The following is a 25417-nucleotide window of genomic DNA, read 5'->3' as shown; positions in this document are numbered from 1 at the left end:
AAGAGCGCAGACAGGCGAAACCGATATGTGGGAATGTGGTCCGAAACAGGATAAATTGCAGGTTCCAGCCGTTGTCGACTGGTTTTTTAGCGTGCTATCATTGGTCCAGCCAATAGACCTGTTAAAAAAACATCTCTTAGGCCGGCAATTCATCAAATTTTGGAGGCAAGCGCATGAGATTACAGGGCAAGCGCATTCTGGTTACCGCCGCCGGCCAAGGCATCGGCCGCGCCAGCGCGCTCAGGTTTGCAGGCGAGGGCGCACACGTATTGGCAACCGACATCAACTCCGCTGCCTTGACGGAAACCGCTGGCGCCGCTCAGGCCGCAGGCCGCCAGATCCAGACCTCGCTGTTGGATGTCACCGACGCTGCAGCGGTAAGTGCCCTGGCGCAAAACCAAAGTTTCGATGTGCTGTTCAATTGCGCCGGCTTTGTCCATCACGGCAGCATCCTCGACTGCAGCGAAGAGGACTGGCGCTTTTCCTGGGATCTTAACGTCGGCTCCATGTACCGCCTGATTCGCGCCGTGTTGCCGGCCATGCTGGCGCAAGGCGGCGGCTCGATCATCAATATGGCGTCCGCGGCGTCCAGCGTGAAAGGGGTGCCGAACCGCTTTGTCTACGGCACCACCAAGGCAGCCGTGATCGGCCTCACCAAGGCGGTGGCGGCGGATTTTGTGGCGCAGGGCATCCGCTGCAATGCGATCTGCCCCGGCACGGTGGAATCGCCGTCGCTGCGTCAAAGAATCGCCGAGCAAGCGCGCCAGCAGAATGTCGATATTGCCCGGATCGAAGCGGCGTTTGTCGCACGCCAGCCGATGGGGAGGCTCGGCAAGACCGAGGAAATCGCGGCGCTGGCGCTCTACCTGGCATCGGATGAATCGGCCTTCACCACCGGCGCCATCCATCTGATCGATGGCGGCTGGTCGAACTGAGCTGCCTGGACTGAAAGGAGCTACCGCTATGCGTCACTGCCTGGCGCTGGATCTGCAAGACGATCCGGCCCTGATCCGCGAATACGAGCAATATCACCGCCAGATCTGGCCCGAGATTGCTGCCCATCTGCGGCAGCAGGGTGTGCTGTCCATGGAAATCTACCGCCTCGGTACGCGGCTGGTGATGCTGATGGAAACCGATGACGTCGTCTATAGTGCGGAGCAGATGATGCATGCCGCCCTTGGCAATCCCAAGGTGCAGGAATGGGAAACCCTGATGTGGCGGTTCCAGGCTGCCACGCCATGGACACCTGCCGGCGAGAAATGGACGCCGATGGCGCAGATATTCGACCTCGGCCGGCAGCGCTGAAATCTCACGCCGCGGGCGCCCGCTTGCGGCTGCCCGGTTCCGGCAAAAACCAGTCTTCCTGGCCCTGAGGGCGGATATTGTCGCCACTGGCCGCGGCGCAATAGCGGCCCAGCTCGATATCGTTGCGCAATCCTAGCTTTTTCATGGCCGACGCTTTTTGCAAGCTCACCGTTTTCACGCTTTTGCTGAGGCGTCCGGCAATATCCCGCAGACTGTGGCCGGCCGCGTACAGGCGCAATACCTCGGTCTCGCGCGGACTGGGGATGAGATATGTGCCCTGCTCGTCCATGCCGTTCTGCAGCAAGGTTTGAAACGAGGGGCCCACGTAAGGTGTGTTGTTGCCCAAATGCCGGATGGTCTTGCCGATCTCGGGAATCGCATCGCTTTTGTGCAGCAAGCCATTCACGCCGCTGTTGATGATCTGGTACAGCACCACAGGGAAGTCGTTGGTGGTCAGCACCACCAGCCATGTATGCGGGTGGTGGCGCCGGATGTAGGAGAGCAGGTGCAGGCCGTCGCCGATGCGCGTCATCGGCATCGAAAATTCGGTGATGACCAGGTCGCATGGCGTTGACTCTAGGCACTGGACCAGCGCATCCGCGCTGGAAACGCTGGCGACTACCCGGCAATCCGGGATGTGACTGAGGTAGGCGCGCACGCCTGCGGTAAATACAGGGTGGTCATCGGCAAGAATGATTTTCACAGCTTTTACTCCATGGAAAAACTAAACCGGATAGGCCTGGTCAGGGAAAATTGATTTTCCGGAAGTCCCAACGACTTGTGGCCGCCAGGTGAATATTAACTATTTTGCATCTGAGTTATCAATTGGACTATGTATTTAAGAAGTTTGCTTATATATTTAATAACATGTAAACCCGATACTTCCTACGTCTTAACGATAAGTAAAACCCTAGAGCACACACAATCACTTATTCTTGGGAGGAGCTACATGATCAAAATCATCCTGGCTGACGATCATCCAGCCGTCATTTCGGGGGTGCGGCAATATATCGACCTGATGCCCGGCTACGCCGTGGTGGCCGCCGCCGCCTCGACTGCGGAACTGTCGGCGCGGCTGCAAGATACGCCCTGCGACATGCTGATTTCCGAGTTTTCGCTGCCGATCAACCGGATTGGCGACGGCTGCGTCTTGTTCAACCAGCTCAAGTGCGAGCATCCGGCGCTGGCGCTGGTTGTGCTGACCATGATCGACATTCCCGCCGTGCTGTACCAGATCAGGAATAGCGGCGTGAAAGGCGTGGTGCACAAGAGCGACGAACTGGGCGAGCTCGGCCGCGCCATCCTGGAGGGTTCGCGCAGCGCGCCATACGTGAGCAAAACGGCGCTGCGGCTGCTGAAGCAAGGGCCGACCGGCAAGGCGCCGACCAGGCGTGAAGTCGAAGTGCTGAAGATGTACGCTGTCGGCAACAGCTTGCGGGAAATTGCCGACCGCCTCCATAAAAGCGTCAAGACCGTGGGTTTGCAAAAAGCCTCGGCCATGAGAAAAATAGGCTTGCGCAACGACGTCGAGCTGGGCCGCTACTCCTGCACGATGGGGCGCATGACGAGAAGCAGACGCTAATCTTTTGGCCGGGCGCCGCCGTTTCAAGACCTTGGGCCCTTGAAGCCGTTATACTTGGCAGGATAACGGGCCAGCCTGGCCGACAGAAAGCAAGCTCCATGAACGGCATCAAACCAGAATCCAACACTCCCGGCCAGCAGGCCGCCAAGCATGAAATTCGTCCCGGCCAATCGATAGAACTGCTCAAGGAGCTGCATATCCTGACGCGCGACGGCAAATTGAACCAGGACAGCCGCCGCAAGCTCAAGCAGGTATATCATCTATATCAATTCATTGAACCCCTGCTACAGGAAATCCAGCGGGAACAAAGCGGCGTACAACTGGTCGACCATGGAGCGGGAAAATCTTACCTGGGCTTCATTCTGTACGATCTGTTCTTCAAGACGCTCAAGGACAATTCGCACATCTTCGGCATCGAGACGCGCGAAGAACTGGTGAAGAAATCGCAGGAGTTGGCACAGCGCCTGGAATTTCCTGGCATGTCGTTTTTGAATTTGTCGGTGGCGGAATCGATAGAGTCCGCTTTGTTGCCGGGCCGGATCGACGTTGTCACGGCATTGCATGCATGTAATACCGCTACTGACGATGCGATCGAGTTCGGCTTGAAGAAGCAGGCGCGCTTCATGGTGCTGGTGCCTTGCTGCCAGGCTGAAGTGGCTTCAGTACTGAAAAAGAACAAAGGTAAATCGCTGGGCAAGGAAGCTTTGACGGAAATCTGGCGCCATCCGCTGCATACGAGGGAATTCGGCAGCCAGGTCACCAACGTGCTGCGCTGCCTGCAATTGGAAGCACATGGTTATCAAGTCAGCGTGACCGAACTGGTCGGCTGGGAGCATTCGATGAAGAATGAATTGATTATCGCCAACTACAAGAATCTGCCGCGCAAGCGACCGACCGAGCGTCTGCACGAAGTGCTGCACACGCTCGGGTTGGAAGAAATGCAAGAACGCTTTTTCACCACGCACTGATTCTTACACTGATTTTCTCCGCGAAAAAGCTCAGGCAAATCCAAACAATACCGAGTCTGCAACATCCGCCCGCGGTAAGCGGGTCGTCCATCATCACACCACTTAACCCAAGGAGAGTGACATGAGTAAGACGAGTGGCTCACATGCCGTCAAGGAATTCACCAAGGCGCCGCTGACCGAGGAGGGATTGACTGAAACGGTGCAGCGTATTACTGCCGGCGTCGACGAATTCAGCGTATTGAACCAGCCTGCGCGCGCCGTGCTGGTCGCCAAGGTGACAGAGCAGTGGCAACAAGACTTCGTCAGCAATTTCCATATCCCCGAGGACCTGGCCAAGGCTGGTGAAGCCTACGCCGCCATCGAGCAGGGCGACAAATATCCGAGCCTGAGCGAATCCGCGCGCGAAGCGGTGTTGAAACGCTTTGACGACCGCTACGGCGATGGCGGTCCGCGCCTGTGGCCGGTCCTGAACGGTAAATAAAGCCTCGGCTTGGCTGAAGCCATAGCAACTATGCGTTGCATGGTTTCCCAGTTGCCCGTGGCGTGTATTTCCAAGGCAATATCCCGGATTGTCGCCATCGCCTGCGTGCACTGGCGCTTTCCGGACTCCCCATGTTCATGATTATTGTCATGATGCCCATGTCCGAAAACCGCTAGACAGTACCAGACAACGGCGCGATCATGCCGCCATGGAACTCGATCACGACACCTGCTACCGAGCGCTGGCCAGCCGCGATGCGCGCTTCGACGGCCGCTTCTTCGTCGCCGTCAAGACCACCGGCATTTATTGCCGGCCGATCTGTCCTGCCCGTACCGCCAAATCGGAAAACGTCCTTTTTTTCCGCACTGCCGCCGCCGCCCAGGAAGCCGGCTTTCGTCCTTGCCTGCGTTGCCGGCCCGAAGCCGCGCCCGATTCGGGCGCCTGGCGCGGCGTTTCCAATACCGGCGTGTCGCACACCGTGGCGCGCGCACTGGCATTGATAGAGATGGGCGCCCTTGATGACGCCGGCATGGATACGCTGGCAGAGCGCCTCGGCGTCGGCGAGCGCCAGCTGCGCCGTCTGTTCGTGCAGCATGTAGGCGCATCGTCGGTGACCGTGGCCCAGACCCGGCGCGTACTGCTGGCCAAGCAGCTGATCCACGAGACCCGCATGCCGCTCACTGAAATTGCATTTGCGGCCGGTTTTGGCAGCGTGCGACGCTTTAATGAAGTATTCCACGGCCTGTATCAGCGGCCGCCCGGCGCCTTGCGGCGTAGCGCCCAGCCCGATCAATCAGCCGGTGCGCAAGGCGAAGTCACGCTGTTGCTGCGCTACCATCCACCCTACGACTGGCCCGCCATGCTCGTCTTCTTGCAAGCGCGCGCGATCACCGGTGTAGAAACGGTAGCTGATGATAGCTATTCCCGCTGTATCAGCCTCGACGGCGCACAAGGTACGGTGCTGGTACGGCAGGGCGCGGGCAACGCTTTGCAAGTCACGATCCGTTTCCCGCGACTGGCGTCGCTGGCAGCCATCATTGCCCGTCTGAGAAGAATGTTCGATCTCGCTGCTGACCCGCACATCATCAACAGCCAGCTCGGCGAAGATCCACTCATGGCGCGGTTGACTGCCGCCAGGCCTGGATTACGCATACCGGGCGCCTGGGACGGTTTTGAACAAGCCATGCGCGCGGTGCTGGGGCAGCAGATTACGGTAAGCGGCGCCATCAAGCTAGCCGGCAAGCTGGCGGCGCAGCATGGCGTCGCCTTGGCAGAAACCTGTGCCGACCGTCCCGGGCTCAGCCATGTGTTTCCCGAGCCGGCGCGCGTAGCCGCCGCCGACCTGGCCGCGCTCGGCATGCCGAAGTCGCGCGCCGCCACTTTGTCAGCGCTGGCCGCCGCGCTGGTGGCCGATCCGCATTTGCTGGACAGCCGCGCCAGCCTGGCAGAAGTCGTGCAGAAACTGTGCGAATTGCCCGGCATCGGCGACTGGACCGCGCAATACTTTGCGCTGCGCCATCTGCGCGAGCCGGATGCATTTCCGGCGGCCGATGTGGCCTTGATGAATGCGCTCGCGCTGCATGAAGGAGGGCCTCGGCCGAGCGCCAGGCAGCTCAGCGCGCGGGCGGAAGCCTGGCGGCCTTGGCGCGCTTACGCGGCGCAGCACCTTTGGACATCGCTTAGCTGATCCCAAGGTGCTCGGATAAAACGCTATAGCGTTTCTAAATCAAGCCCGTATTCGAATTGTCCGATAAAGCGAGACGGGACAACGGCGTCGGCGGCCATTGTTCGATCCATATGTATGGCCAGGCGGTCTCGTTTGGCTGGGTCACCTAGTACCGCCAATAATGCCTGACGCGTAGCGTCTTCCAGTATGAGTCGGGTGTCGTAGCCCAGCAATGCGGCGCCGGCCAAGGCTAGGTCGTATCCGCAGGCCTCCATTAGTGAGAATGCCTCCGCATACAGGCGCCCGTCATTGCCTGCTTCGTGATAATGCCGAAGCAGGAAAAAGATATCCTGCGCGTCTTTGTTGTCGAGCAAGCCCCTGTCGTTCCATGCCAGCAGTTTGAGAGCCGCCAGCGCCGGTATCGAAACGACACTGATAATTAAATTTTCACCGACATCGACCTGTATTGCCGATGCCAGCGCTTCGGCGTATCCGGCGACATTCATTACTACGCTCATGTCTGGCGGCCAGGCGATTTCGTTTTTATCTTGTTCGATTGCGCCGAAGGGAATCAGATCCAGGGGATATCCGGATCCAAATTCGCCTGGCTTGTAGTGCAGCCGATGTGCTGTCCCCGTTACTGGCTGGAAATCGCCACTGTCAATGAACGCGTTCTTGATGAGGTCAAACTGGCGCCAGTCCTTTAAGGCGATAGCAAAATCGACGTCGCGTGTCGCGCGTCCCTGATCGATGCCGAAAACATGAATCATCAGAATGTCCCTGGCAGTCGCGCCGATGATGAAATAGCTTGTTTTGTGCCTCGCCGCGATCAGATGCAGGGCATTGAGGATGGCGAGGGTAACCGGATCTAGTGGCCTATCGCGCCGCGTTATGTACATGTTTGATGATGTCGCTAGAGATTTGCTTGGCGAGGTCAAGATTGCGTGGATCTTGTGTGCCAAGCAGGTCCGCATAGACCAGGTGCCGCGGTACCACGGTAGGGTCGGGCTGGTTAAAGTACTCCATGTTCCAGAATGGCTGGAGCACCTCGATGGGACCATGAGGGTCTGCTTGCAAACGGAACTGCTTTATCAATGCAGTAAGCTCGGCTTTTTTTGCCTCCATGTCCATATAGATGGTGAACGTCGCCGGTTTTAAGTGCTTTGTGAGGATGTCCGCTGCTACTTCGCCGCCCCAGGCGGAGCTGTGCGGTGTGGGATTCCAGCCAGGATAAAGCGCACTGGGGTCGGGTGCGGTGAAGCGAAATTTCTTGAGTTTGGGACGCAAACGGCCCAGGTATCCGCTGGTCCATTCGCTTAGCAGATGCGCGGGTGAACTGATGATGCGATTTCCTCCCGGCGCCGTGCTTATGAAGCCCCGCGCTTCCAGAGTTTCGAAAATTTTTCCAATCGCACCGGTCGATATCTGTACCGAAACGGAAATATCTCGATAGGTCGCATTGAGCATGGAGGGATCGGCCAGGAACGCGAAGATCATGCGCAGGGAGGCGGGGGTGATGGTCATTTCGCCGGCAAGGCCTAAGGATTCTTTTTTTGCTTTACGACCGGCGACATGGATCAGCACCCCCTGTGTGTTGGTAAGGTAGGCGTTGCCGGCAGTGTCGATGAACTGTACGCCGAGTTCGCGGCAGCGCGCCGCCATCTCGTGGCTGAGCGACTCACAGATGAGGAGGGCGGGGGTCTGGTTTGCGGAAAATCTGGCTTTTAGGCTATCCAGGGCCAAGAATCTGTCAATTTTCCGTTTGACCTCGCAGGCATATAGCAACGACTGACCTGCCACCTGAAGAGTGACTTCGGCGTCTGCATGGGGGGCGGGATGAAGGAGTTGGCCCGTGATTCCTGTCGACTCGCGTAACGCATCCAGGGCATGGGTTATCAGCTCAGCCTCGGGCGACGATGGCACCAGAAATTGATCATCGTTCAAGATATTTCCTTTTTCACGTTACGTGAATATGAAATTATTATGAACGATTTTCGGAAAATATTCAATGTGAGTCTATTTTCACGTTACGTGAAAAGTAAAAAAATTGAACGCAGCGATGCAGCAATCATTAGCTGTCAATCAAGTTTTGCTTAAAGATGAGGCGGCAGTCGGGAGGTCTGCAGAGTGTCAGATAAAGAGTCGGCTACAGTTGGCATGGTTGGATTTTTCCATCAACATCGGACAGGCCGATCCAGAATAGGAATGCCCGGGCGTTACTGGATAGCAGGGAAGGGTATTGCTTAAATATGATTGTCAGCCGATGAAGCGGAAATGCGCAATAACGCAAGCCCCCGTCGTTCGTGCCAGCGGCATGTCGAGATGTTCAAGCTATTGATATATATCGGAAAAACTGGTGCGGCTGGCTGGAATCGAACCAGCGACCCTTGGCTTCGGAGGCCAATACTCTATCCACTGAGCTACAGCCGCATGAGAGGAACGGTGAAGAGGCATGAAGGATACCGTTTTTCTGCGTGCGCGTCCATTTAAAGCAACTGTTGTTCGTTCCAAATAGTATTTATTGCGACTATAATCAAGGGTTTGGCGAGGGATCGTGGGCTGTTCAGGCAGTGTGAACGGTTTTTTGGCGCGTATCCGGCTATGGCTTTGAAAATTGCACTGAGGGAATTATGAGCGACGCACAAAACGAAGAACATCAATCCGCGATCAAGACGCCTAAGCAACTGATCATTGCTGTTGCAGCCGGTTTTCTAGTACCTATCATCTGTATCGTATTGCTGGTGCAATACGTCACCGCAGGCAAGAAAGTCGGCGCCGGTTCGGAAGGACAGACGCCGGAAGCAATTGCGGCTCGTATCCAGCCGGTAGCCGATGCCGGTTTCACCTTCAAGGACGTCAACGCGCCGAAGCAGCTGCTGTCGGGCGAAGAGGTCTTCAAATCCACCTGTGCGGCATGCCATGCGACTGGCGCTGCCGGTGCTCCCAAGGTCGGCGATGCCGGCGCCTGGGGGCCGCGTCTGGCTGACGGCTACGACAAGGTCGTCGGCTATGCGCTGCACGGTTTGCGGGCGATGCCGGCCAAGGGCGGCAATCCAGATCTCGACGATATCGAAGTGGCGCGCGCGGTGGTCTACATGGCCAACCAATCGGGCGGCAAGTTCAAGGAACCTGAAGTGCCGGCGCCAGCCGCTGCTGCCGATGCCTCTGCAAGTGCGGCGGCTTCTGCTTCTGCGGCAGCCAGCGCTGCGTCGGAGCCGGCAGCAAAGTAATCCGGCATAACCGATCGTAAAAAAAGCCAGTCAACACGTTGACTGGCTTTTTTTTACCCAAGAGCTTGGGGTGAAGATCAATAGGCCCGAGCCTGTGGTTGCTGGCCTTGCCCAGGATCCCGTTCGTAAGTGTAGAGCTCAACCCGGCGATTGATTGCACGGTTAGCTGCCGTATCGTTGGCAACTACAGGCTCTGTGGAGCCCAGGCCCTTGGTCAGGATACGGTTCGGCGCGACGCCGCGGCTGCTCAGGTAGCCGGCGACATTCTGTGCACGCTGGTTCGACAGTGGATTGTTGATTGCATCCGTGCCGGTATTGTCGGTATGGCCGTAGACTTCCACTTGGGCGGCGGGATTCTGCACCAGCGTTGTCGCCAGCTGGTCCAGGATTGGGCGCAGGGCCGGATTGATGTCAGCGCGCCCGGTCGCAAAGCCGGTATCGGCCGGAACATTGATCTTCAGGCGGTTATCGGCAGTCTGGGTAACCTGGACGTTGGTACCGGCAGTTGCCCGTTCCATCGCCATTTTCTGATCTTGCTGACGCTTGCCCCAGATATTGCCGCCAACCGCGCCGATCGCGGCGCCGATGGCCGCACCGGCGGCCGTCCGTCCGGCGCCGCCAGGGCCGGCAATGCCGCCCACCAGGCCGCCGAGAACCGCGCCCGCGCCTGCGCCATAGGCGGTGCCTTTTTGCGTTTCCGACATGTCGGCACAACCTGCAGTGGCCATGGTCACTGCCAGAGCCAGGGCGCCTAATTTGAATGTATTCATGGTCTTTCCTCTCGAAGGTTGAGACAGCATCAGCAAAAAAACCGCAGCCCCGGATGGGGCTTACGGTTATTCGTCATCTGTTGTTTCTCTACTGTTTCTACTGCTGACAAAAACGGCGCCGCCGATCGCTGCGATCACGGCTGCTCCGATTAAAAGGGGTTTGCGGGTACAACGCTTGGAGAGCCAGGAAGCGCCGGTCACCAGCAGCGGCAGCATGGCCGGCAGGTTGCTGCCCTTGAGGCTGCTGGAAACGCTGAACAGCGACGAAGCGATGCCGCTGGCGCGTCCCAGCAGCACGGTCGCCAGCGATTTGCTGTTCAGGTTGGCGCGCACGATGTCGCGCGAATGCAGCATTTCAGCGCGGAACAGTGCGCCTTCGGCCAGCAGTTTCTGCTTGCGTTCGGCGGATGAAAGATGGCTGTCGAGTCCCATGTGTCGGCTCATGTCGGGTTCCCTGCTCAAAGTATGGCGTCGCGATCTTTGCGCAGCTCAGCCATGGTGATTGGCAAGCCGAGCCTGCCTTGGCGTAACACGCTGCGCACATACAAGGCTGAGCCCAGCGCCAGCAGGGTGAAGAACGCGCCCAGGATCACCAGTATTTTCCAGCCCATGGATTCCCACGCCAGCACTACTACCAGGGCGCTCCAGAAGGCCAGTGCAAACCACAGCGCGACAATGCTGAGGGCACACACCAGAAACAGCTTCAACAGATGGGCGCCGATCTCGGAGAATTCCAGGGCGGCCAGCTCGATGCGGCTGATCACCAGCGCAAACATGTTCTTGGCGGTGCTGACCAGGCCGGACACCAGACCCGGACTGCTGTGCTTGGGTTGTTGTGGGTTCATGCGTGCCTGACGGTTATGCTGCGTTTACTTGCGGGAAATGGCCAGGCCGAGCAGCAAGCCGACGCCGGCGGAAATGGCGATTGCGCGCCATGGATTTTCCTGGACATAGTCATCGGCCGTGGCGGCGATATCTTTGCCGGCTTCGATCGCTGCTGCCTGCACGTCTTGTGCTTTAGATACAGCGGCGTCAAGTAGTTCCAAACCTTTTTGACGAAGATCCTCGGCCTTTTCGCCGGTCGTGGCTGCTGCCTCGCGGAACAGCTCTTGCGCGTCCTCGACCATGCTACGCATATCGCTGCGGGTTCTCAGGGTGGATCTGTGCATTGTGTGGCTCCTAGATTCGTGAATTTTTCAGTATAGCGAATACCAGCCGCAGCGGCAGTGGCCGCACTGGTGCAATCAGTATCGCCGATGATACAGGCTACTGTGCCAATCTGCCAACATGGTGTTTTTGTCCGCGAATGTGCACTTATTGACGCCGGTAACAGACGGATAGCCGCTGCGCCGCAGTGCCGGCGCCGTTTGCGCTTATTTCCGGTCGCGCAGTTCCGCGATTTTTTCCAGATTGCCGATCTGGATCACGATCGGCCGCAATCCGATGGTCGCTTGCGCAGGGCGCCAGGCAAACAGCCATTCGTGCTGGGCGGCGTCGCGCTTGGGTTTGGTAAACGTGGCGCCGAGCGGACTCGGCTGGCCGTAGCAGATGGCGGCGTCGATGCCGGCCCAGTTGGGCAGCACCCGCTGTACCGCGCGATGGACCATTTCGCCGAAATGTTCGGTATCGTGGATCACCAGGCAGCAGTTGGACGGCGCAAAGGCGCTGAACAGGCTGGCGTCGTCGCTGCTGCTCAGGCTCAGGGTCAGCAGCTGCGGCAGGGTCTTGGCGCCAGAGCTGCGAGGATGGTGGAGATTGCTGATCTGCAGGCTTTCCGCCGGCGGGCGCAGGCGGAATTCGCCGAGCGTCAGGGAGCGTTCCAGCCATTGCCGCTCCGAATAGCGGTACAGCTTGGGAGGGCGTTGATAATCTGCGCTTAACATGATGACCTGTCTTTACTTTTCTGTGTAGCAGACGCGATGGTTCTGCGTCTTGAAAACTTGCAGCAGCATGGCCGCTGCTGCATACGGTGGCGATGGCGGATGCGTTTAAAGGTGAAATGCGCCGTTGGCTTCCGGCTGGTAAGTCACGTCCAGGATGCGCAGCTGCAGCGGACGGCCGCCCGGACCTTGCCAGGAAATCGACTGTCCCACCGACAGGCCGAGCAGGGCGCTGCCGACCGGCGCCAGGATCGATACTGCATCCGGTGGATTGGACGGGCCAGGGTAGGCCAGCGTCATGTCGTATTCGACCTTGCTGACGTCGTCGATGAAGCGCACCGCCGAATTCATGGTGATCAGGCCCGGCGGGATCTGTTCCGGATCGACGACCGTGGCGCGTCCCAGTTCCTGTTCCAGGGCATCGATGCCTGGCAGGTTGCGATAAGCGGCCGATGCCAGCAATTGTTCAATACGTTCCAGATCGAAGCTGGAAATGGTGATTGGCGGCTTGATATCCATTACTGTGCGGTCTCATAGAAAAAGGGAGATAGATGCTAGATGCGGACGCGGCGCGATGAAGAGTCGCGCGGGCGTTTCCTTGCGTCCTGGCTGGTAGCTCGATGGTAGGCGAGAAGCGCGCGCGAAGCAAGTTTCGCCGGCCATGCAGGGGTCATCGTGGTGACCCGCCGCTATGCTGCGCTACTGGTCCATCTGCTGTTCGGCGATCGAGCGCAGCTGGTAGCGGCCGTCGTCGTTGAACAGCCAGCTTTCCGCGATCTCGACTTCGCCGCGGCGCAGGAATTTGCTGTCCGGCTTGGGGAAAGGCGCGGCGCGGCGTACCGCCGCCAGGGCGCTGGCCTCGGCCTTGCGGTCCTTATTGGTGCGCAGGATTTCGGCGCGCAGCAGCTGGCCGTCGGCGTTCACATAGTATTTCACCACAATCACCGCGCGCAGCAGCGCCTGTGGCCGGCCGATATACACCTCGGTGGAATTGACGGCGACGATTCTTTGCGCCAGTCCGCGCTTGTAGTCGTCCATGGTGGTGGCGGTCGAGGTCGCATCGGGCGTGGTGGCCGGCACCGGCGGCGCGGCCGGGTTGGGATTGAGATTGCAGGCTGCCAGCAGCAATGCCGCCGCGCAGTACAAGCCGAGATTGATCCTGGCGTTCATCGCATTCTCCGGACGGGGCAGCTTAAGGCAAGCTATAAGTCATTTTAGGGCGAGAGCGGGCGCTGTCCAAACAAAAAAGCGATTGGCCGCTGCAGATGGCTTTTGCGCGGGCAAAGCGGATGTCAGATCACTTGCTTTGAGGCTGCCTGTACCGCCGCCATTTCCATGGCAAATTCACAATGAAAATAATGTTTATTGATGGCATTAATTATATTTGAGAGGGGGATATCCAGTGTATTTACAGAGGGAATGGCGGGGTCGATAAAAACTTTTTAAACAATTTTTGGCGAAGCGCTGGTTTTTTTAAAAAAACCGTTGTACAATCTGCCCCCTTCAGGCGTAGTGACATACGCACCGAAAGATAGTCTGACTAAGTGTGCATTTCGGGTGCTTAGCTCAGTTGGTAGAGCGGCGCCCTTACAAGGCGTAGGTCGGGAGTTCGAGCCTCTCAGCACCCACCAAGCAGATTATCGGGCGGCAATGAAGAGTAGTTTAGGAGTGGTAGTTCAGTTGGTTAGAATACCGGCCTGTCACGCCGGGGGTCGCGGGTTCGAGTCCCGTCCACTCCGCCAAGATTAAATACAAATGCCCGCGCAAGCGGGCGTTTTTATTTGTAGATCCAAACTTATATCGCCGCTTGCGGGGATATCGCTCTGCGGAGTGGAGGAAGCCGCCTGCGCGGCTTCCGGCGGGAATCGAAGGGCTGCGCCTGCAGGCGCAGCAGCGGCCTGCAGCATGTAGGCGAGTCCCGTCCACTCCGCCAAGATTAAATACAAATGCCCGCGCAAGCGGGCGTTTTTATTTGCACGTCCAATTTTATATCCCCGCTTGCGGGATATCGCCCTGAAATGAAAAAGACGACCTCGTAGTCGTCTTTTTTTGTTTAAGCATGCCAGCCCGTCTCAGAACCGGTCGCCGATCGTCCTTGTAATCGCCGTCCCCTCGGATTTCTGCAGCATCACCTTGCCGTTGCGTATCACCAGCGTTTCCACGCTCTTGTCGCGGGTTTCGGCGACCCTGCCGATCGGCCCGATCGCCATGCTGACATTGGTCGCCAGCTTCACCTCGGCGCTGCGCTTGTCCTTGCTGAGCTCGATATGTTCGATGTAGACCTGGTAATTGGTCGACATCATGCCGCCGGTGCGGGCCATGGAATCGAACATTTTGCTGTATTTGTCGCAGGTTTCCTGCTTGTCGGCGTTTTCCTGGATCCGTCCCTGGCTGGTTGAGTTGACCCCGCTGCGCGTAAAATCCTTGGTCAGCATGGCGCACAGTTCCTGGCCGCGCCCATTCAGCACATGCTCGGTAGCGGTGTCGTAAAAGCGCGTGACGCTGGCTTCGTCGATAGTATTTTGACGATTCCAGTACCAACCGCCTATCCCGACGGCAACTAATAACAAAATAATGACTCTCATACTCCCCTGACCCCTTTAAAACATGCAAGACATTCCATTTTTACGGTCCCATTTGCGCCGATCTGCTTCTACACCTTTGCCAGGATGGACAGATGCGGCTTAAGTTTCCGATAAGCTATAGAATATCTGTTGTGCAACAATTTTGATACATTACTCAATCCCGCATCCGTGCGAAAGCCAAAACATGGCATTATTGTTCCCCTTTAGTGTCATGTCCTGCATCCATTTCTCCCAAAAAAATGAATTGCTGTCTGTCATGCGTGGCTGCTTGTTGCCAATCGGGCTGAAGAAACCAGTGGCAACCAAGGCGTGCAAAGGGAATTCGGGGACATGAAAGCGCAACGACGAAAAGAAATGAATGCGATGGCGTTGGGCATGCTGGGACGCGTCGCCCTGAGCGGCGTGCTGGATGCCTTGCTGCTATGGGGATTCGTCCATGCAGGCGTGATTCAGTCCGATATTGCGCTGTTCTATGGCATGGCAGTGGTCGTAGTGACCCTGGTTTTCTATCTGCTGATCAGGAGCGGCTTCCAGCGCCGCTCAAAGGATCCCGGCCTGACTTTCCCGCAAGTAGTGGCGGCATTGCTGATGCAGACCGGATTCCTGATCCTGGCGCCGCAGGTCGGCTACCTGTTCCTGATCAATTTCTTCGTGATCTACGCCTTCGGCGCGCTTGGCCTGAGCACATTCTGGAATGCTGTGAGCTGGCTGATCGGTTCGCTCGCCCTGGTGCTGGCGTTCAGCCTGTCCAGCGCGCACTTGCAATTTCCTGTGAGTAACAACCTGAGCCAACTGCTGGTCTGCCTGTCCTTCATCCTGACTCTGGGCCGCTGTATTTACCTGGCCAACATGATGAGTCGCATGCAGCGCAAGATCACCGAGCAGAACCAGCAGCTGGTGAAAGCCATGAAACGGGTGCAGGAACTGGCCACACGCGACGAGTTGACCAATATCGAAAACCGCCGTTCGCTGATGGAAATCCTGGCGGTCGAACAGAAACGTTTCCAGCGCGGCGGCACGCCGTTCTGCATCGCCATCCTCGACCTCGACGGTTTCAAGTCGGTGAATGACAATTTCGGCCATGCCGCCGGCGACATGGTGCTCAAGACCTTCGTCGAGATCGTCCGCAACGAGATGCGCCTGAGCGACCATTTCGCCCGCTACGGCGGCGACGAGTTCGTGCTGGTGCTGACCGGCACCACGGTGCAGGAAGGTGTGACAGCGCTCGACCGCATCTGCGCCGAGACGGAAATGTATGACTGGAGCAAGTTCGGCAAGGATATTATCCTGACGGCGTCGATCGGGATCACCGATTTCCGCCCCGGCGAAAGTATCGACGCAGCCTTCCAGCGCGCCGACATGGCCTTGTACGGCGCCAAGGCGGCCGGCCGCAACCGCGTCATGATCAGCCCGGATACCTTCGAGTCATCCGACGGCGGCACCACGATCCGGGCGTTTTAAGGATAAGCGCGCTGCTTCAGCACGGGTGAAGCAGCGCTATTGACAATGCTAAGCCTTAGACTGCCGGTTCGCCGCCCAGCGCAAACACCAGGTCGTTGAGCATCTTGTTGAGCTCACCGGTCATCAGCATCATGTCGGAATCGAAACGTTCATCGTCGTTCTTGCTGCTGGTGTCGTTACCTTCCTTCAGAACGTCGAGCGGCGCGATGCGCTTGATCGCCAGCGATTCGGTCAGCACGAAAGAGATATGGTCGGCCCAGGTCATCGCCAGCCGCGTGCATTGCTTGCCGGAGGCGATATGGCGACGGACGTCGTCGGCTTCGATGGTGTGGCGCACGTAGCGCACGGTAGCCTTGCTTTCGCCGGCGGCGCGCAGTTCGGTGTCCTGGTCGACGGTGAAGCCGTGCGGCGCTTCATCCGAAGCCAGCCAGTTGGTCATCGAGGTCAGCGGCGAATGGGCGGTGCGCAGGCCGGCAACCTGCAGTTTGTCGACTGAGCCCAGCAGCAGCTTGAGGATTTCTTCGGCCTTGGCCGGGCTGGCCGCATCGATCACCAGCCAGCCGTTGACCGGATCGATCCAGACCCAGGTATTGCGCTGGATGCTGAAAGCGCGCGGCAGCAGCTCGTCGGTGACCTGTTCCTTGAGATCTTTCAATTGCTTGCGGCCAGGCGCATAGCCTTGCTGCTCTTCGATCTCGGCGGCGCGCGCCTTGGTCACCTGGTTGACCACGGTGGCCGGCAGCAGTTTTTTTTCCGTGCCCAGCAAGATCATCATCTGGCGGTTCACGCTGTGCACCAGCATGCCGTTCTCGCGCGGCGACAGCCAGCCCTGGCTTTGCAATTCCAGGCTGCTGCACTTGGCGAAGGCCTGTGGCGCCAGGAAGGCTTCCAGCTGTTCGGCCGAAATGGCCCATGGTGCGGGGATACGGAAGATCTGAAGATTTTTAAACCACATGGTGTTCCAATAAAATAAAGCAATCGCAGACACGGCAGCCACCCCATGGGCGGCAATGACGCAGCGTCGTAGCGATTAATCGGTTAAGCGAGAAGTTTCAAGCTGCAGTTGCCGGTCAGGCCGCATTCGGCGGCCCACCCTGCAAACTCGGATTGACTGGGTATCAGATACCCATATTGGTCAGCGTATCGGCGATTTCGCGCAATACCGGTTCCAGGTGCGGATGTTTCACTGCCAGCCGCGCCGAAATGCCCTGGGCGCGCTGCACCAGCTCGGAGCGGATGCCGCTTGCCGGCGTCTCGGCCGGGGCTGTGCCCGGGGATTTCAGCAACTGCTGGATATCGGTATCAAGGGTTTGCAGCAAAGTCTTCAATTCGTTGTCTACCGCGCCGTTGCTCTCGAGCGTGCTGCGCAGTTTTTCCAGCGATGTCTTGATGTTGTCTATGCTCATGGTTTACTCCAGAATGGTTTTCGCTGTGACGCTTATCATCTCACGCCGCTCTCGGCTTCTGCAACAAAGCCTTCAAATTGGCCAGACGGTTCTGCGGGGTGATCTGTTCGGCCTCGGTCGGCAGGGCGTCGCCCTCATCCAGCTTCATTTCCTTGACGAAGCGGGATATCTCGCAGACGATGGATTCGCCGGCGCGCTTGCGCTTCTTGCACCAGCTGACATGCAGGCTGCGCTGGGCGCGCGTGATGCCGACATACATCAGCCGCCGTTCTTCTTCGATGCGGGCGGCGATGGTTTCCGGCGGCGCATCGGGATCGCCCTTGTGCGGCAGGATGCCCTCCTCGACGCCGATCAGGAACACATGTGGATATTCTAGTCCCTTGGAGGCGTGCAGAGTCGACATGCGCACCGCATCAGGTTCTTCGTCGCGGCCTTCCAGCATCGACATCAGCGCCACCATCTGCGTCAGTTCCAGCAGATTGCGCTCGTCGCCGGCGCCATCCTTGCCGCCGGTGCCCTTTTCTTTCAGCCAGTTGGTGAAATCCAGCACATTCTGCCATTTACCCTGGGCTGCGCGGTCGTCGAAGCTGTCGTACAGATAATGCTCGTAATTGATTTCCTTCATCATGTCGTCCAGTACGGCGGCCGCATTTTCGCCGCTGCCGGCCGGACCGACGCGGCTGGCGCGCGCTTCCAGCTGGTTGATGAAATGGCAGAATTCGCGCAGCGGATAGAGCTGGCGGTCGGTCAGCTTGGCTTCGATGCCGCCCTTGAATACCGCCTCGAACAGCGAACACTGCCACTGCCCTGCCACCGTGCCCAGCACTTCCAGCGTGGCCTGGCCGACGCCGCGCTTGGGCGTGGTGATGGCGCGGATGAAGGCCGGATCGTCGTCTTCGTTGGCGATCAAGCGCAGGTAGCTGATGATGTCCTTGATTTCGGCGCGGTCGAAAAAGCTCTGGCCGCCTGACATCGTGTACGGGATACGCTCACGGCGCAGGGCTTTTTCAAAGGTGCGTGCCTGGTGGTTGCCGCGGTACAGGATGGCGTAGTCGGAAAACTTGGCGCGCCGCTCGAAACGGTGCGCCGACAGCATGATCGCCACCTGCTCCGCTTCTTTTTCGTCGTCCTCCATGCCCATCACCTTGATCGGATCGCCGAGGCCGTGTTCCGACCACAGTTTTTTGTCGAACAGCTTGGGATTGTTGCCGATCACCGCGTTGGCGGCTTGCAGGATGCGGGTGGAGGAACGGTAATTCTGTTCCAGCTTGATCACTTTCAGGTCGGGAAAATCGACCTGCAGGGTTTTCAGGTTTTCAATGGTGGCGCCGCGCCAGGCGTAGATCGCCTGGTCGTCGTCGCCCACCGCGGTAAACATCGGCTTCTTGCCGAGGCCGGTCACCAGCAGCTTGACCAATTCATACTGGCAGGTGTTGGTATCCTGATATTCGTCGACCAGCAGATAGCGCAGACGGCGCTGCCATTTATCGCGCACTTCCTCATTGCTGCGGAACAGCTCCACCGGCAGGCGGATCAGATCGTCGAAATCGACCGCCTGATAGGCCGCCAGGGTGGCCACATAGCTGCGGAAAATGCGCGCATATTGCGCTTCTTCTTCGGTGACGGCCTGGTTAATGGCTTGCTCGGGATCGACCAGGCCGTTCTTCCACAGCGAGATGGCGGTCTGGATGCGACGCACCAGCTGCTTGTCGGTGGTGATCGCCAGGTCTTGCACGATAGAAAAGCAATCGTCGCTGTCCATGATCGAAAAGCGGTCTTTCAAGCCGACACCGCGCGCTTCCTGGCGCAGGATCTTGACCCCCAGCGAGTGAAAAGTGCTGACCGTGATGTGCTTAGCCTGTTTGGGATCCTTCAGCAGCTTGGCGATACGCTCCTGCATTTCGGTGGCGGCCTTGTTGGTAAAGGTCAGCGCCGCGATATGCTTGGCGTCGTAGCCGCAATCCTCGATCAGATGCTGGATCTTCTGCGTGATCACGCGCGTCTTGCCCGAACCGGCGCCGGCCAGCACCAGGCAGGGGCCGTCGAGATACTTGACGGCTTCCCGTTGGGGAGCATTCAGACCGAAATTGGGGGTAGACGACATAAGTGACAAGACAGCGGCGGGCCGGAAGGAGCAAAGCGCTGTATTTTAACAGCGCCGGCCGCGCGCCAGACCCGGCATGAGTTTCTGTGCCGAGTTTTTGTACGGAATATGGGACAATCCGTCATCAACCATTTTGCCGGACCTGCCATGAAATTCAGCCACCTGATCGAAATCAACGATCCCCTCAACCCGCTGATCGACTCCCTCACCCGCGAACAGCTGTGGCGCGGGCTGGTGATGCGGGCCGAACAGCCGCTGTTGTTCGTCGAACATCTGGATGACTGCCAGCTGTCGGACAAGTCGGTGCAGTCGGTCACGCGTGAATTGCGATACGGCAAGGTCGTCGTCAAGGACGTGGTCAGCTACCTGCCGCTGCTGCAAGTGCGCTACCAGGTGCCGAAACAGCAAGATATCGCCGGCTCAAGCCTGATCATGACGATTGAAGAGCCAGAACAGGAAATGCTATTCGTGCGTTTCGAATACGAAGACGACGCCGTCCAGCGGCAGCCTGCGGCGCAGGCCGAGCAAGAGTTTTACGATGAATTCCGCCGCTCCGCCTACCAGGAAGCCGATATCGACACCATCCGCGTGATCCGCGAGCTGGCGGCTGACGGCAAGTTGGGGTAACTATCGGGGCTGCCCAGCTACCCCACTTCCTCCGCCGTCAGCGAAAATTGTTTTCCACGGCGAACTTGATCAGCTCCGCCTGCCCTTCGATTTCCAGCTTGCGCTTGATGTTCAGGCGGTGGGTTTCCACCGTGCGCACGCTTAAATCCAGTTCGCGGGCGATCTGCTTGTTCGATTCGCCGTTGGCGATGTGCTGCAACACCTGCCGCTCGCGCGCCGTCAGCAGCTGGCCGGGCGTCATCGGCCGCGCCAATTTTTGCGCCAGCGCCGCGCTGTAATACATGCCGCCGGAAATCACGGTTTCTATCGCATGCACGATATCCTTGCCGGGCGCATCCTTCAGTACATAGCCGCGGGCGCCGGCCTGCACCGACTGCATCAGGTATTCGGTCTTGTCGTGCATGCTCAGGATCAGCACCGCGATCTCCGGGAAACTGGCGTGAAAGCGCGCGGTCAGGTCGATGCCGTTGCTGCTGCCACGCAGGTTGATATCCATCAGGATCAGGTCGATAGGCTGTTCCTCGGCGCGCTGCAAGGCTTCTTCGGCGCTGCCCGCTTCCGCTACGATGGCGAAGCCCGGTACCGCTTCCAGGCGCGCGCGCAAGCCGTCGCGCACCAAGGGATGATCGTCTACCAGCATGATTCGGGTAATTGGTTCAGGCATGGTCAGGCATGGTCAGATATAAGAGGCATGAGGAATGGTGGCCAGCACGCGGGTGCCGGCCGATGAAGAACTGATGCTGAGATGGCCGCCGACCGCTTCCAGCCGTTCGACCATATTGCGCAAACCGATGCCGCGCTTGGGGTTGCTGTCGATCTGGCCGACGTCGAAACCGACGCCATTGTCGTGCACCGCCAGCGAAACGGCCTGGCTGTCGCCCTGCAGCAGCACCTCGATCTGCGTCGCCTGCGAGTGGCGCGCGATATTGGTCAAGGCTTCCTGGGCGATGCGGAACAGCACCGTATTGGCCACCGCCGGCAAGCCGTCGATGTCGCCATCGTGCTTGAAGGCGATCGGAATGCCGGCGTGTTCCAGCCATTCCTGGGTCAAGTGTTCAAGCGCCGCTGCCAGGCCGAGATCGTCCAGGATCGCCGGCCGTAGATCATGGGAAATGCGTCGTACCTCGCCCAGCACGTCGTTCAGCTGGCCGGCGGTGCGCTCGAAATTGCTGCGCGCGGCGGCCGCCTGCTGCGGCCCGTGGTCGAGCTTGGCGATGCCGGCTTCGATCTGCAGCTTGATCGACACCAGCCACTGGCTGATGCCATCGTGCAGATCGCGCGACAGCCGCGCGCGCTCCTCTTCCTGCGAACGCACCACGCGCTGCGCCAGCACTTTCAGCTTGGCGTCGGCCACCCGGTGCTCGCTGATGTTCAGCACCAGCCCGGAAGCCCCCACCACCAGCGCGCTCAGGGTCGCGATGGCGGCGATCCACCACATGGTGTTGCGGATATTGCCGGACACCTGGGTATCGATCTTGCTGAGTGCGGCGTCGACGTCATCCATATAGATGCCGGTACCTAGCATCCAGCCCCAGTTGGGCAGCGCCACTACATAGCCGAGCTTGGTCGCGACATGATGGCTGGACGGCTTTTCCCACTGGTAGCGCTCAAAGCCGCCACCGCTGCGGGCGCGTTCGATCAAGTGCTGGATAGTGAGGTTGCCGTCGGCGTCTTTCATGCCCCACAGATCGCGCCCGACCAGTTCCGGCTGGCGCGGATGCATCAGGCTCTTGCCCTGCATGTCGTAGATGAAAAAATAACCGTCGTCGCCATAGGACAGCTTGGACAGGATGCCCATGGCTTCTTCCAGCGTGGCCTGGTCCTTGCGGCCGGAATCGTACAAATGGGCGATTGACCAGGTGGCCAGCTCCACGTAGTGCTTGAGCTCGGCTTCCTTGCTGGCCAGATAGGCGGCCTGGATCGTTTCCCGTTGCTGCTGGCCGAGCGCAATCGCCTGATGCCGCACGGCCAGCGCGATCGCACAGAGCGCCAGGATCAGGGGGACGATCGCCAGGAAGATGATTTTTTGGCGTAATTTCATGGCGCTACTTTACCGGGAATCCGCCATGGCGAGATGAATGTCTTTTAGCGGATATCTGGATACGGCAACTAGAAGTGATCAGCGCATTGATTGCAAGGAATATCTTAAAAAGGGAGTTAGATGATTTGTTAACTAGCCAAAAAATCAATATCCACTTACGCTGAATTGTCTCCGGAACGATTAGTCAAGGCTGACTGGGCGGGATGAGGCAGAAATTTTTCAATTTTATGGAGAAGCACATGAAACTCGTAAATCGCATGAAGCTGAAGTCTAAGGTTGCAATGCTGAATGTCCAAACCATAGGCACTGACGAGGAATAGTAATTTAAGCAAAGGTAAGTAATGCGCGGCGGACGAGAGTTCGTCGTGCTTGCAAGGTATTTCCTACTCGAATGGAATTGACATGACTCCTTTGCAAAAAAATGCAGATCTACTTGAAAAATTCGCGGAAAACGCCGTGGAGTGGGGGGAGCGAGAATTTCGCCCGATTTTTCCAGATCTCGTGGATCATTTAATTCAGGATATCTATGGTTTCGCCTACCGACGAGTTGAGATAGAGATTGGTGTTCGGCATCTCATAAGCTTAGGCATCTTAGCGGCGATGGGGGGATTGCACCAATCAACTTCGATTTCAGTTGCGAACGGGCCTGAATTTGGGTTTAACTGAGAAGCAGATCAAAGAAGTGTTTATTCAGGTTGCGGTATTCGCTGGTAACGCACGTGCAATTAACGCAGCACAAATCTTTGACGACGTACTAAAAGCGCAGGCCAAGGGAGTCAATCAATCCAATATGGTGGCGCAGTGAATCGCAACGCCGCCGGTAAAATTTGGCTATATATTGCGGCGGACACATTTGCGGGAGTAGGATTCAGAGTCTTCCAAGTGTTTTGCACTTGGCTATTCATCCAAAATCTAAAGCGTGAAGACCAGTTATCAAATCTGCTGATCGCTATTTGGCTCACCACAACATTTTTGTTGCCAGTAGCTGGAGTATTTGCGGAACGATTCAAAAAAACCAGAATATTGTTTATATCTTGCCTGTTGGGTACTTTAAGCACGATATTGTTGGTCAGCCTCATGCCTTCTTTCGCAGAACCAGAACAGTCGGTGAAATTTGTGCCAGTTTTAGTAGTTGCCGGTGTGCTTCTGAGTGGTTTTCAAGCTGCGATCTTCCCGTTAGGCGCTGCACTCATCCCGAATATAGTTTCAAATGAATCTGATATTCAGCAGGCATACAAAATCAAATCATCAATGTTCATTGTCAACCTGATTTTCGGGCCGACATTGGGAGGACTTGTCATTGGAATATATGGCGGTGAAGCATCGCTAGTGCTCGCCATGACGGCCTATTTTCTTGCGACGGTCTGTGCGATGACTTTCTTGCGAGGATTTAATAAAGAGTATGCGGCAGTTCATTCGGGCAAAGGATATTCTTCTCTTTTAACCGATCTCGGCAACGGGTTTATGCGAATAATCCGTATTGCAGAGGAGCGAGTCATAGCAATGGCTTCTTTATTGACAAACATGTTGTTGACACCTTTCATTTTTGTGATTCTTCCCGCAAAGATTCTTGGGCATGGCATGACAATGCTAGATGTCGCCATGGTCGAGTTGGCGCTAGGTGTTGGCGTCCTATTTTCAACGACATTTCTAATATCCCGGTTACAGAAGCGTTGGGAGCATCATGCGATTGCCTCATTTTCCACAGCAATACTATCTATTACCATAGTCGGATTTGGATGCACGAATAATCTGTATGTGATGTTTTTCCTGGCATTTTTCCTCGGCGGATCCCTTTCAATATTCAATGTGACGATCAATGCGAAGAGAGCGATTTCGATACCTGATGGCTATCGCGCTACGATGGAATCAAGTTTATTATTTTTATGCACAGTCTCAATTCCACTCGGACTATTCCTCACTAAATTTCTGTTCCGTCATTTTGATCCTGACACCACGATTTTATGGTCGGCGATACTGGTTATTCCACCAGTATTTTTGATTTTTTGTTCGCGTCCACTCCGAAACATGTTGAATGCCGAGAGGGACGCTGTCCCATACTATGTCCGTCGGTATGGCGCTCTTTTTAGCAGAGGGCAATGATGCCTTACACTTTCCAACCAAACAATTTGACAGCGCGAACATTGAGGCTCGGATACAAGGCGGAACTCAAAGACAGTTACATTGCGTTGTTCGCTCAGCTAGTTAAAACACAGATGCCCCAATTCCCTGAATCATTGAGTTCATATTTTGCTGGTTTACCCGTTGAGAGCTACAACGGTTTCTTTAGCTTTATTTATCACAAGTCGATCGAGTTGCTAGAAGAAAGTAGATTCGATGAGACGTCGCGATTTCTCCAACTTCTCACGGAACCCAAGATGTTGAATGCTATTGGACTGGTTCATGCAGGGTCGATAAATAAGGAAATAAGAGAACTTATTTACGAAGAATGCAGTAACAGTACATATTCCATATCAATTGGAACTCTCGATCCAGAGATTGAGGCGGCGGTATATCGGCGACTTGCATTTGGCCGAGCAGTACTTACGCATGCTCATCCCGAATTGGCGCAAGAAATTGACGAACTGGTCCAATCGGTCACGTTCTTTGTGTCAGGACGCGACAACAAACACAAAGCGTTTTCGGTAACCAGCAATCGAACTCAAGGGCTTATCCTGATCAACGGGGATGTCGATCCAAGTTGGATTTTTTTACTGGACAAATGGGTTCATGAAGCGGCGCATACTTATCTATTCGCAATAAATTTGTCGGAAGAGCTGGTTTTAAACGACGAACATGAGGGCTTCAGCTCACCTCTTCGACAAGATAAAAGAACGATGTTGGGGGTATATCATGCGACTTTTGTCATACAGCGCCTCATCTTGGCATTTTCCGCAATTGTGGAAAAATCGGATATGGGAGATGATGACCACCAGAAAATTAGTAAGCTGTTGGCGAATTATTACTCTCGCCTAGAGGATGGAATATCAACAGTTCGTCAATATGGGGATTTAACGGCGCTAGGGAGGCATTTGATAGAAGAGGGTTATCAATATACGCAGGAAATCAATAGACCACCACGCAGCATCACTATGTGAATAGCGTTTTCATTCAGGCCGATGCATCAGTTTGGCGTTTTCAAAAAATAGATAATTCACTCCCATCTACGTAATATCACGTAAAAACGTTGCGTAGTACCTCGCTTGTTCTCTGACTCCATATGCCAAATACTGGCCACGCTGCCTTTAGTAGTTTAGCGGCGTCGTCAGCTATCGAATAAAAATAATATTTAAAAACATTCATTCCCGCCT

The 25417-nt window shown here is 56.8% G+C and carries 29 protein-coding genes and 3 tRNA genes; 15 read left to right on the top strand and 17 right to left on the bottom strand.

Annotation, left to right across the window (positions count from 1 at the left end):
- Positions 1 to 173: 173 nt before the first annotated feature.
- The gene (locus CPter91_RS24970; RefSeq protein WP_061945499.1) at positions 174 to 935 is read left to right on the top strand and encodes an SDR family oxidoreductase; all 762 of its coding nucleotides are present in this window, start codon (positions 174 to 176) and stop codon (positions 933 to 935) included.
- Between the two features lie 28 nt (positions 936 to 963).
- Positions 964 to 1305 carry an L-rhamnose mutarotase gene (locus CPter91_RS24965; protein ID WP_061945497.1) on the top strand — a complete coding sequence of 114 codons (342 nt, stop codon included), beginning with the start codon at positions 964 to 966 and terminating at the stop codon, positions 1303 to 1305.
- Positions 1306 to 1309: 4 nt separating this feature from the next.
- Here the strand turns inward: CPter91_RS24965 and CPter91_RS24960 are convergent, their stop codons facing one another.
- Entirely contained in the window at positions 1310 to 2008 is a 699-nt protein-coding gene (locus tag CPter91_RS24960; protein ID WP_061945495.1) for a response regulator, read from the bottom strand.
- 246 nt (positions 2009 to 2254) lie between these two features.
- Between CPter91_RS24960 and CPter91_RS24955 the strand changes: the two genes are divergently transcribed.
- From CPter91_RS24955 to CPter91_RS24940, 4 genes are all read left to right on the top strand, one after another.
- Entirely contained in the window at positions 2255 to 2887 is a 633-nt protein-coding gene (locus CPter91_RS24955) for a response regulator (protein WP_061945493.1), read from the top strand.
- A 98-nt stretch (positions 2888 to 2985) separates the two neighbouring features.
- Positions 2986 to 3855 carry a class I SAM-dependent methyltransferase gene (locus CPter91_RS24950; RefSeq protein WP_061945491.1) on the top strand — a complete coding sequence of 290 codons (870 nt, stop codon included), beginning with the start codon at positions 2986 to 2988 and terminating at the stop codon, positions 3853 to 3855.
- Between the two features lie 121 nt (positions 3856 to 3976).
- Positions 3977 to 4336: a hypothetical protein gene (locus tag CPter91_RS24945; protein ID WP_061945489.1), complete on the top strand. Its 360-nt coding sequence runs from the start codon at positions 3977 to 3979 to the stop codon at positions 4334 to 4336.
- A gap of 208 nt (positions 4337 to 4544) precedes the next feature.
- On the top strand, positions 4545 to 6023 hold the full coding sequence (locus CPter91_RS24940) for an AlkA N-terminal domain-containing protein (protein WP_061945487.1): 1479 nt from the start codon (positions 4545 to 4547) through the stop codon (positions 6021 to 6023).
- Positions 6024 to 6046: 23 nt separating this feature from the next.
- Here CPter91_RS24940 and CPter91_RS24935 read toward each other — a convergent pair whose 3' ends face one another.
- The 3 genes from CPter91_RS24935 to CPter91_RS24925 all read right to left on the bottom strand — a co-directional run bounded on the left by CPter91_RS24935 (position 6047) and on the right by CPter91_RS24925 (position 8432).
- Complete coding sequence (locus CPter91_RS24935) at positions 6047 to 6901, bottom strand: nucleotidyl transferase AbiEii/AbiGii toxin family protein (RefSeq protein WP_061945485.1); 855 nt, start codon at positions 6899 to 6901, stop codon at positions 6047 to 6049.
- Positions 6879 to 7946 (bottom strand): type IV toxin-antitoxin system AbiEi family antitoxin, encoded by a 1068-nt coding sequence (locus CPter91_RS24930; RefSeq protein WP_061945483.1) that lies wholly within the window; start codon positions 7944 to 7946, stop codon positions 6879 to 6881. The genes CPter91_RS24935 and CPter91_RS24930 overlap by 23 nt, the downstream gene beginning before the upstream one ends.
- Positions 7947 to 8356: 410 nt before the next feature.
- A tRNA-Arg gene (locus tag CPter91_RS24925) sits at positions 8357 to 8432 on the bottom strand.
- 200 nt (positions 8433 to 8632) lie between these two features.
- Here CPter91_RS24925 and CPter91_RS24920 point away from each other — a divergent pair.
- Positions 8633 to 9232 carry a c-type cytochrome gene (locus tag CPter91_RS24920; RefSeq protein WP_061945481.1) on the top strand — a complete coding sequence of 200 codons (600 nt, stop codon included), beginning with the start codon at positions 8633 to 8635 and terminating at the stop codon, positions 9230 to 9232.
- A gap of 77 nt (positions 9233 to 9309) precedes the next feature.
- Here the strand turns inward: CPter91_RS24920 and CPter91_RS24915 are convergent, their stop codons facing one another.
- The 7 genes from CPter91_RS24915 to CPter91_RS24885 form a co-directional block, all read right to left on the bottom strand.
- The gene (locus CPter91_RS24915; RefSeq protein WP_061945479.1) at positions 9310 to 10002 is read right to left on the bottom strand and encodes a YiaD family glycine zipper/OmpA-like lipoprotein; all 693 of its coding nucleotides are present in this window, start codon (positions 10000 to 10002) and stop codon (positions 9310 to 9312) included.
- Between the two features lie 66 nt (positions 10003 to 10068).
- Positions 10069 to 10446 (bottom strand): hypothetical protein, encoded by a 378-nt coding sequence (locus tag CPter91_RS24910; RefSeq protein WP_099047249.1) that lies wholly within the window; start codon positions 10444 to 10446, stop codon positions 10069 to 10071.
- Between the two features lie 14 nt (positions 10447 to 10460).
- Positions 10461 to 10847, bottom strand: a complete 387-nt coding sequence (locus tag CPter91_RS24905) for a phage holin family protein (protein WP_061945475.1) — start codon at positions 10845 to 10847, stop codon at positions 10461 to 10463.
- 24 nt (positions 10848 to 10871) lie between these two features.
- Positions 10872 to 11171 carry an ElaB/YgaM/YqjD family protein gene (locus CPter91_RS24900; protein WP_061945473.1) on the bottom strand — a complete coding sequence of 100 codons (300 nt, stop codon included), beginning with the start codon at positions 11169 to 11171 and terminating at the stop codon, positions 10872 to 10874.
- Positions 11172 to 11375: 204 nt separating this feature from the next.
- A complete protein-coding gene (locus tag CPter91_RS24895) occupies positions 11376 to 11885 on the bottom strand; it encodes a hypothetical protein (protein ID WP_061945471.1) in 510 nt (169 codons plus the stop codon).
- A gap of 105 nt (positions 11886 to 11990) precedes the next feature.
- The gene (rnk, locus tag CPter91_RS24890) at positions 11991 to 12401 is read right to left on the bottom strand and encodes a nucleoside diphosphate kinase regulator (protein ID WP_061945469.1); all 411 of its coding nucleotides are present in this window, start codon (positions 12399 to 12401) and stop codon (positions 11991 to 11993) included.
- A gap of 180 nt (positions 12402 to 12581) precedes the next feature.
- Positions 12582 to 13052 (bottom strand): energy transducer TonB family protein, encoded by a 471-nt coding sequence (locus CPter91_RS24885; RefSeq protein ID WP_061945467.1) that lies wholly within the window; start codon positions 13050 to 13052, stop codon positions 12582 to 12584.
- 385 nt (positions 13053 to 13437) lie between these two features.
- Here CPter91_RS24885 and CPter91_RS24880 point away from each other — a divergent pair.
- Together CPter91_RS24880 and CPter91_RS24875 are read left to right on the top strand one after the other, a co-directional pair.
- Positions 13438 to 13513: transfer RNA gene (locus CPter91_RS24880), tRNA-Val, on the top strand.
- A 34-nt stretch (positions 13514 to 13547) separates the two neighbouring features.
- Positions 13548 to 13624: transfer RNA gene (locus CPter91_RS24875), tRNA-Asp, on the top strand.
- A gap of 330 nt (positions 13625 to 13954) precedes the next feature.
- Here CPter91_RS24875 and CPter91_RS24870 read toward each other — a convergent pair.
- Positions 13955 to 14467, bottom strand: coding sequence for a hypothetical protein (locus tag CPter91_RS24870; RefSeq protein WP_061945465.1), 513 nt, complete (start codon positions 14465 to 14467; stop codon positions 13955 to 13957).
- Positions 14468 to 14797: 330 nt separating this feature from the next.
- On the opposite strand from CPter91_RS24870, the gene CPter91_RS24865 reads away from it, so the two are divergent.
- Positions 14798 to 15928 (top strand): GGDEF domain-containing protein, encoded by a 1131-nt coding sequence (locus CPter91_RS24865; RefSeq protein WP_082793252.1) that lies wholly within the window; start codon positions 14798 to 14800, stop codon positions 15926 to 15928.
- A gap of 55 nt (positions 15929 to 15983) precedes the next feature.
- On the opposite strand, the gene CPter91_RS24860 is transcribed toward CPter91_RS24865, so the two are convergent.
- From CPter91_RS24860 to CPter91_RS24850, 3 genes are all read right to left on the bottom strand, one after another.
- Positions 15984 to 16883, bottom strand: coding sequence for a recombination-associated protein RdgC (locus CPter91_RS24860; RefSeq protein WP_061945462.1), 900 nt, complete (start codon positions 16881 to 16883; stop codon positions 15984 to 15986).
- 163 nt (positions 16884 to 17046) lie between these two features.
- Positions 17047 to 17334 (bottom strand): DUF4404 family protein, encoded by a 288-nt coding sequence (locus CPter91_RS24855; protein ID WP_061945460.1) that lies wholly within the window; start codon positions 17332 to 17334, stop codon positions 17047 to 17049.
- Between the two features lie 40 nt (positions 17335 to 17374).
- Positions 17375 to 19438: a UvrD-helicase domain-containing protein gene (locus tag CPter91_RS24850; protein ID WP_061945458.1), complete on the bottom strand. Its 2064-nt coding sequence runs from the start codon at positions 19436 to 19438 to the stop codon at positions 17375 to 17377.
- Between the two features lie 147 nt (positions 19439 to 19585).
- Between CPter91_RS24850 and CPter91_RS24845 the strand changes: the two genes are divergently transcribed.
- On the top strand, positions 19586 to 20065 hold the full coding sequence (locus CPter91_RS24845) for an SRPBCC family protein (protein WP_061946623.1): 480 nt from the start codon (positions 19586 to 19588) through the stop codon (positions 20063 to 20065).
- Between the two features lie 37 nt (positions 20066 to 20102).
- Here CPter91_RS24845 and CPter91_RS24840 read toward each other — a convergent pair whose 3' ends face one another.
- Positions 20103 to 20729, bottom strand: coding sequence for a response regulator (locus tag CPter91_RS24840; RefSeq protein ID WP_061945456.1), 627 nt, complete (start codon positions 20727 to 20729; stop codon positions 20103 to 20105).
- A gap of 12 nt (positions 20730 to 20741) precedes the next feature.
- A complete protein-coding gene (locus tag CPter91_RS24835) occupies positions 20742 to 22106 on the bottom strand; it encodes a cache domain-containing protein (RefSeq protein WP_061945454.1) in 1365 nt (454 codons plus the stop codon).
- A gap of 402 nt (positions 22107 to 22508) precedes the next feature.
- Here CPter91_RS24835 and CPter91_RS24830 point away from each other — a divergent pair, with 402 nt between their 5' ends.
- Genes CPter91_RS24830 through CPter91_RS24820 form a run of 4 tightly spaced genes read left to right on the top strand, consistent with a single transcriptional unit; the run spans position 22509 to position 25204 of the window.
- Positions 22509 to 22772 (top strand): carboxymuconolactone decarboxylase family protein, encoded by a 264-nt coding sequence (locus tag CPter91_RS24830; RefSeq protein ID WP_236905907.1) that lies wholly within the window; start codon positions 22509 to 22511, stop codon positions 22770 to 22772.
- The gene (locus CPter91_RS27485) at positions 22741 to 22911 is read left to right on the top strand and encodes a carboxymuconolactone decarboxylase family protein (protein WP_335340112.1); all 171 of its coding nucleotides are present in this window, start codon (positions 22741 to 22743) and stop codon (positions 22909 to 22911) included. Before CPter91_RS24830 ends, CPter91_RS27485 begins: the two co-directional genes overlap by 32 nt.
- Positions 22908 to 24209, top strand: coding sequence for an MFS transporter (locus CPter91_RS24825; RefSeq protein ID WP_061945445.1), 1302 nt, complete (start codon positions 22908 to 22910; stop codon positions 24207 to 24209). Before CPter91_RS27485 ends, CPter91_RS24825 begins: the two co-directional genes overlap by 4 nt.
- Positions 24206 to 25204, top strand: a complete 999-nt coding sequence (locus CPter91_RS24820; RefSeq protein WP_061945443.1) for an aKG-HExxH-type peptide beta-hydroxylase — start codon at positions 24206 to 24208, stop codon at positions 25202 to 25204. The genes CPter91_RS24825 and CPter91_RS24820 overlap by 4 nt, the downstream gene beginning before the upstream one ends.
- Positions 25205 to 25417 lie beyond the last annotated feature (213 nt).

Origin of the sequence: Collimonas pratensis (genome assembly GCF_001584185.1) — a bacterium.
In the GTDB taxonomy this organism is placed as follows: domain Bacteria; phylum Pseudomonadota; class Gammaproteobacteria; order Burkholderiales; family Burkholderiaceae_D; genus Collimonas; species Collimonas pratensis.
This window is presented reverse-complemented; position numbering and strand designations above follow the sequence as displayed.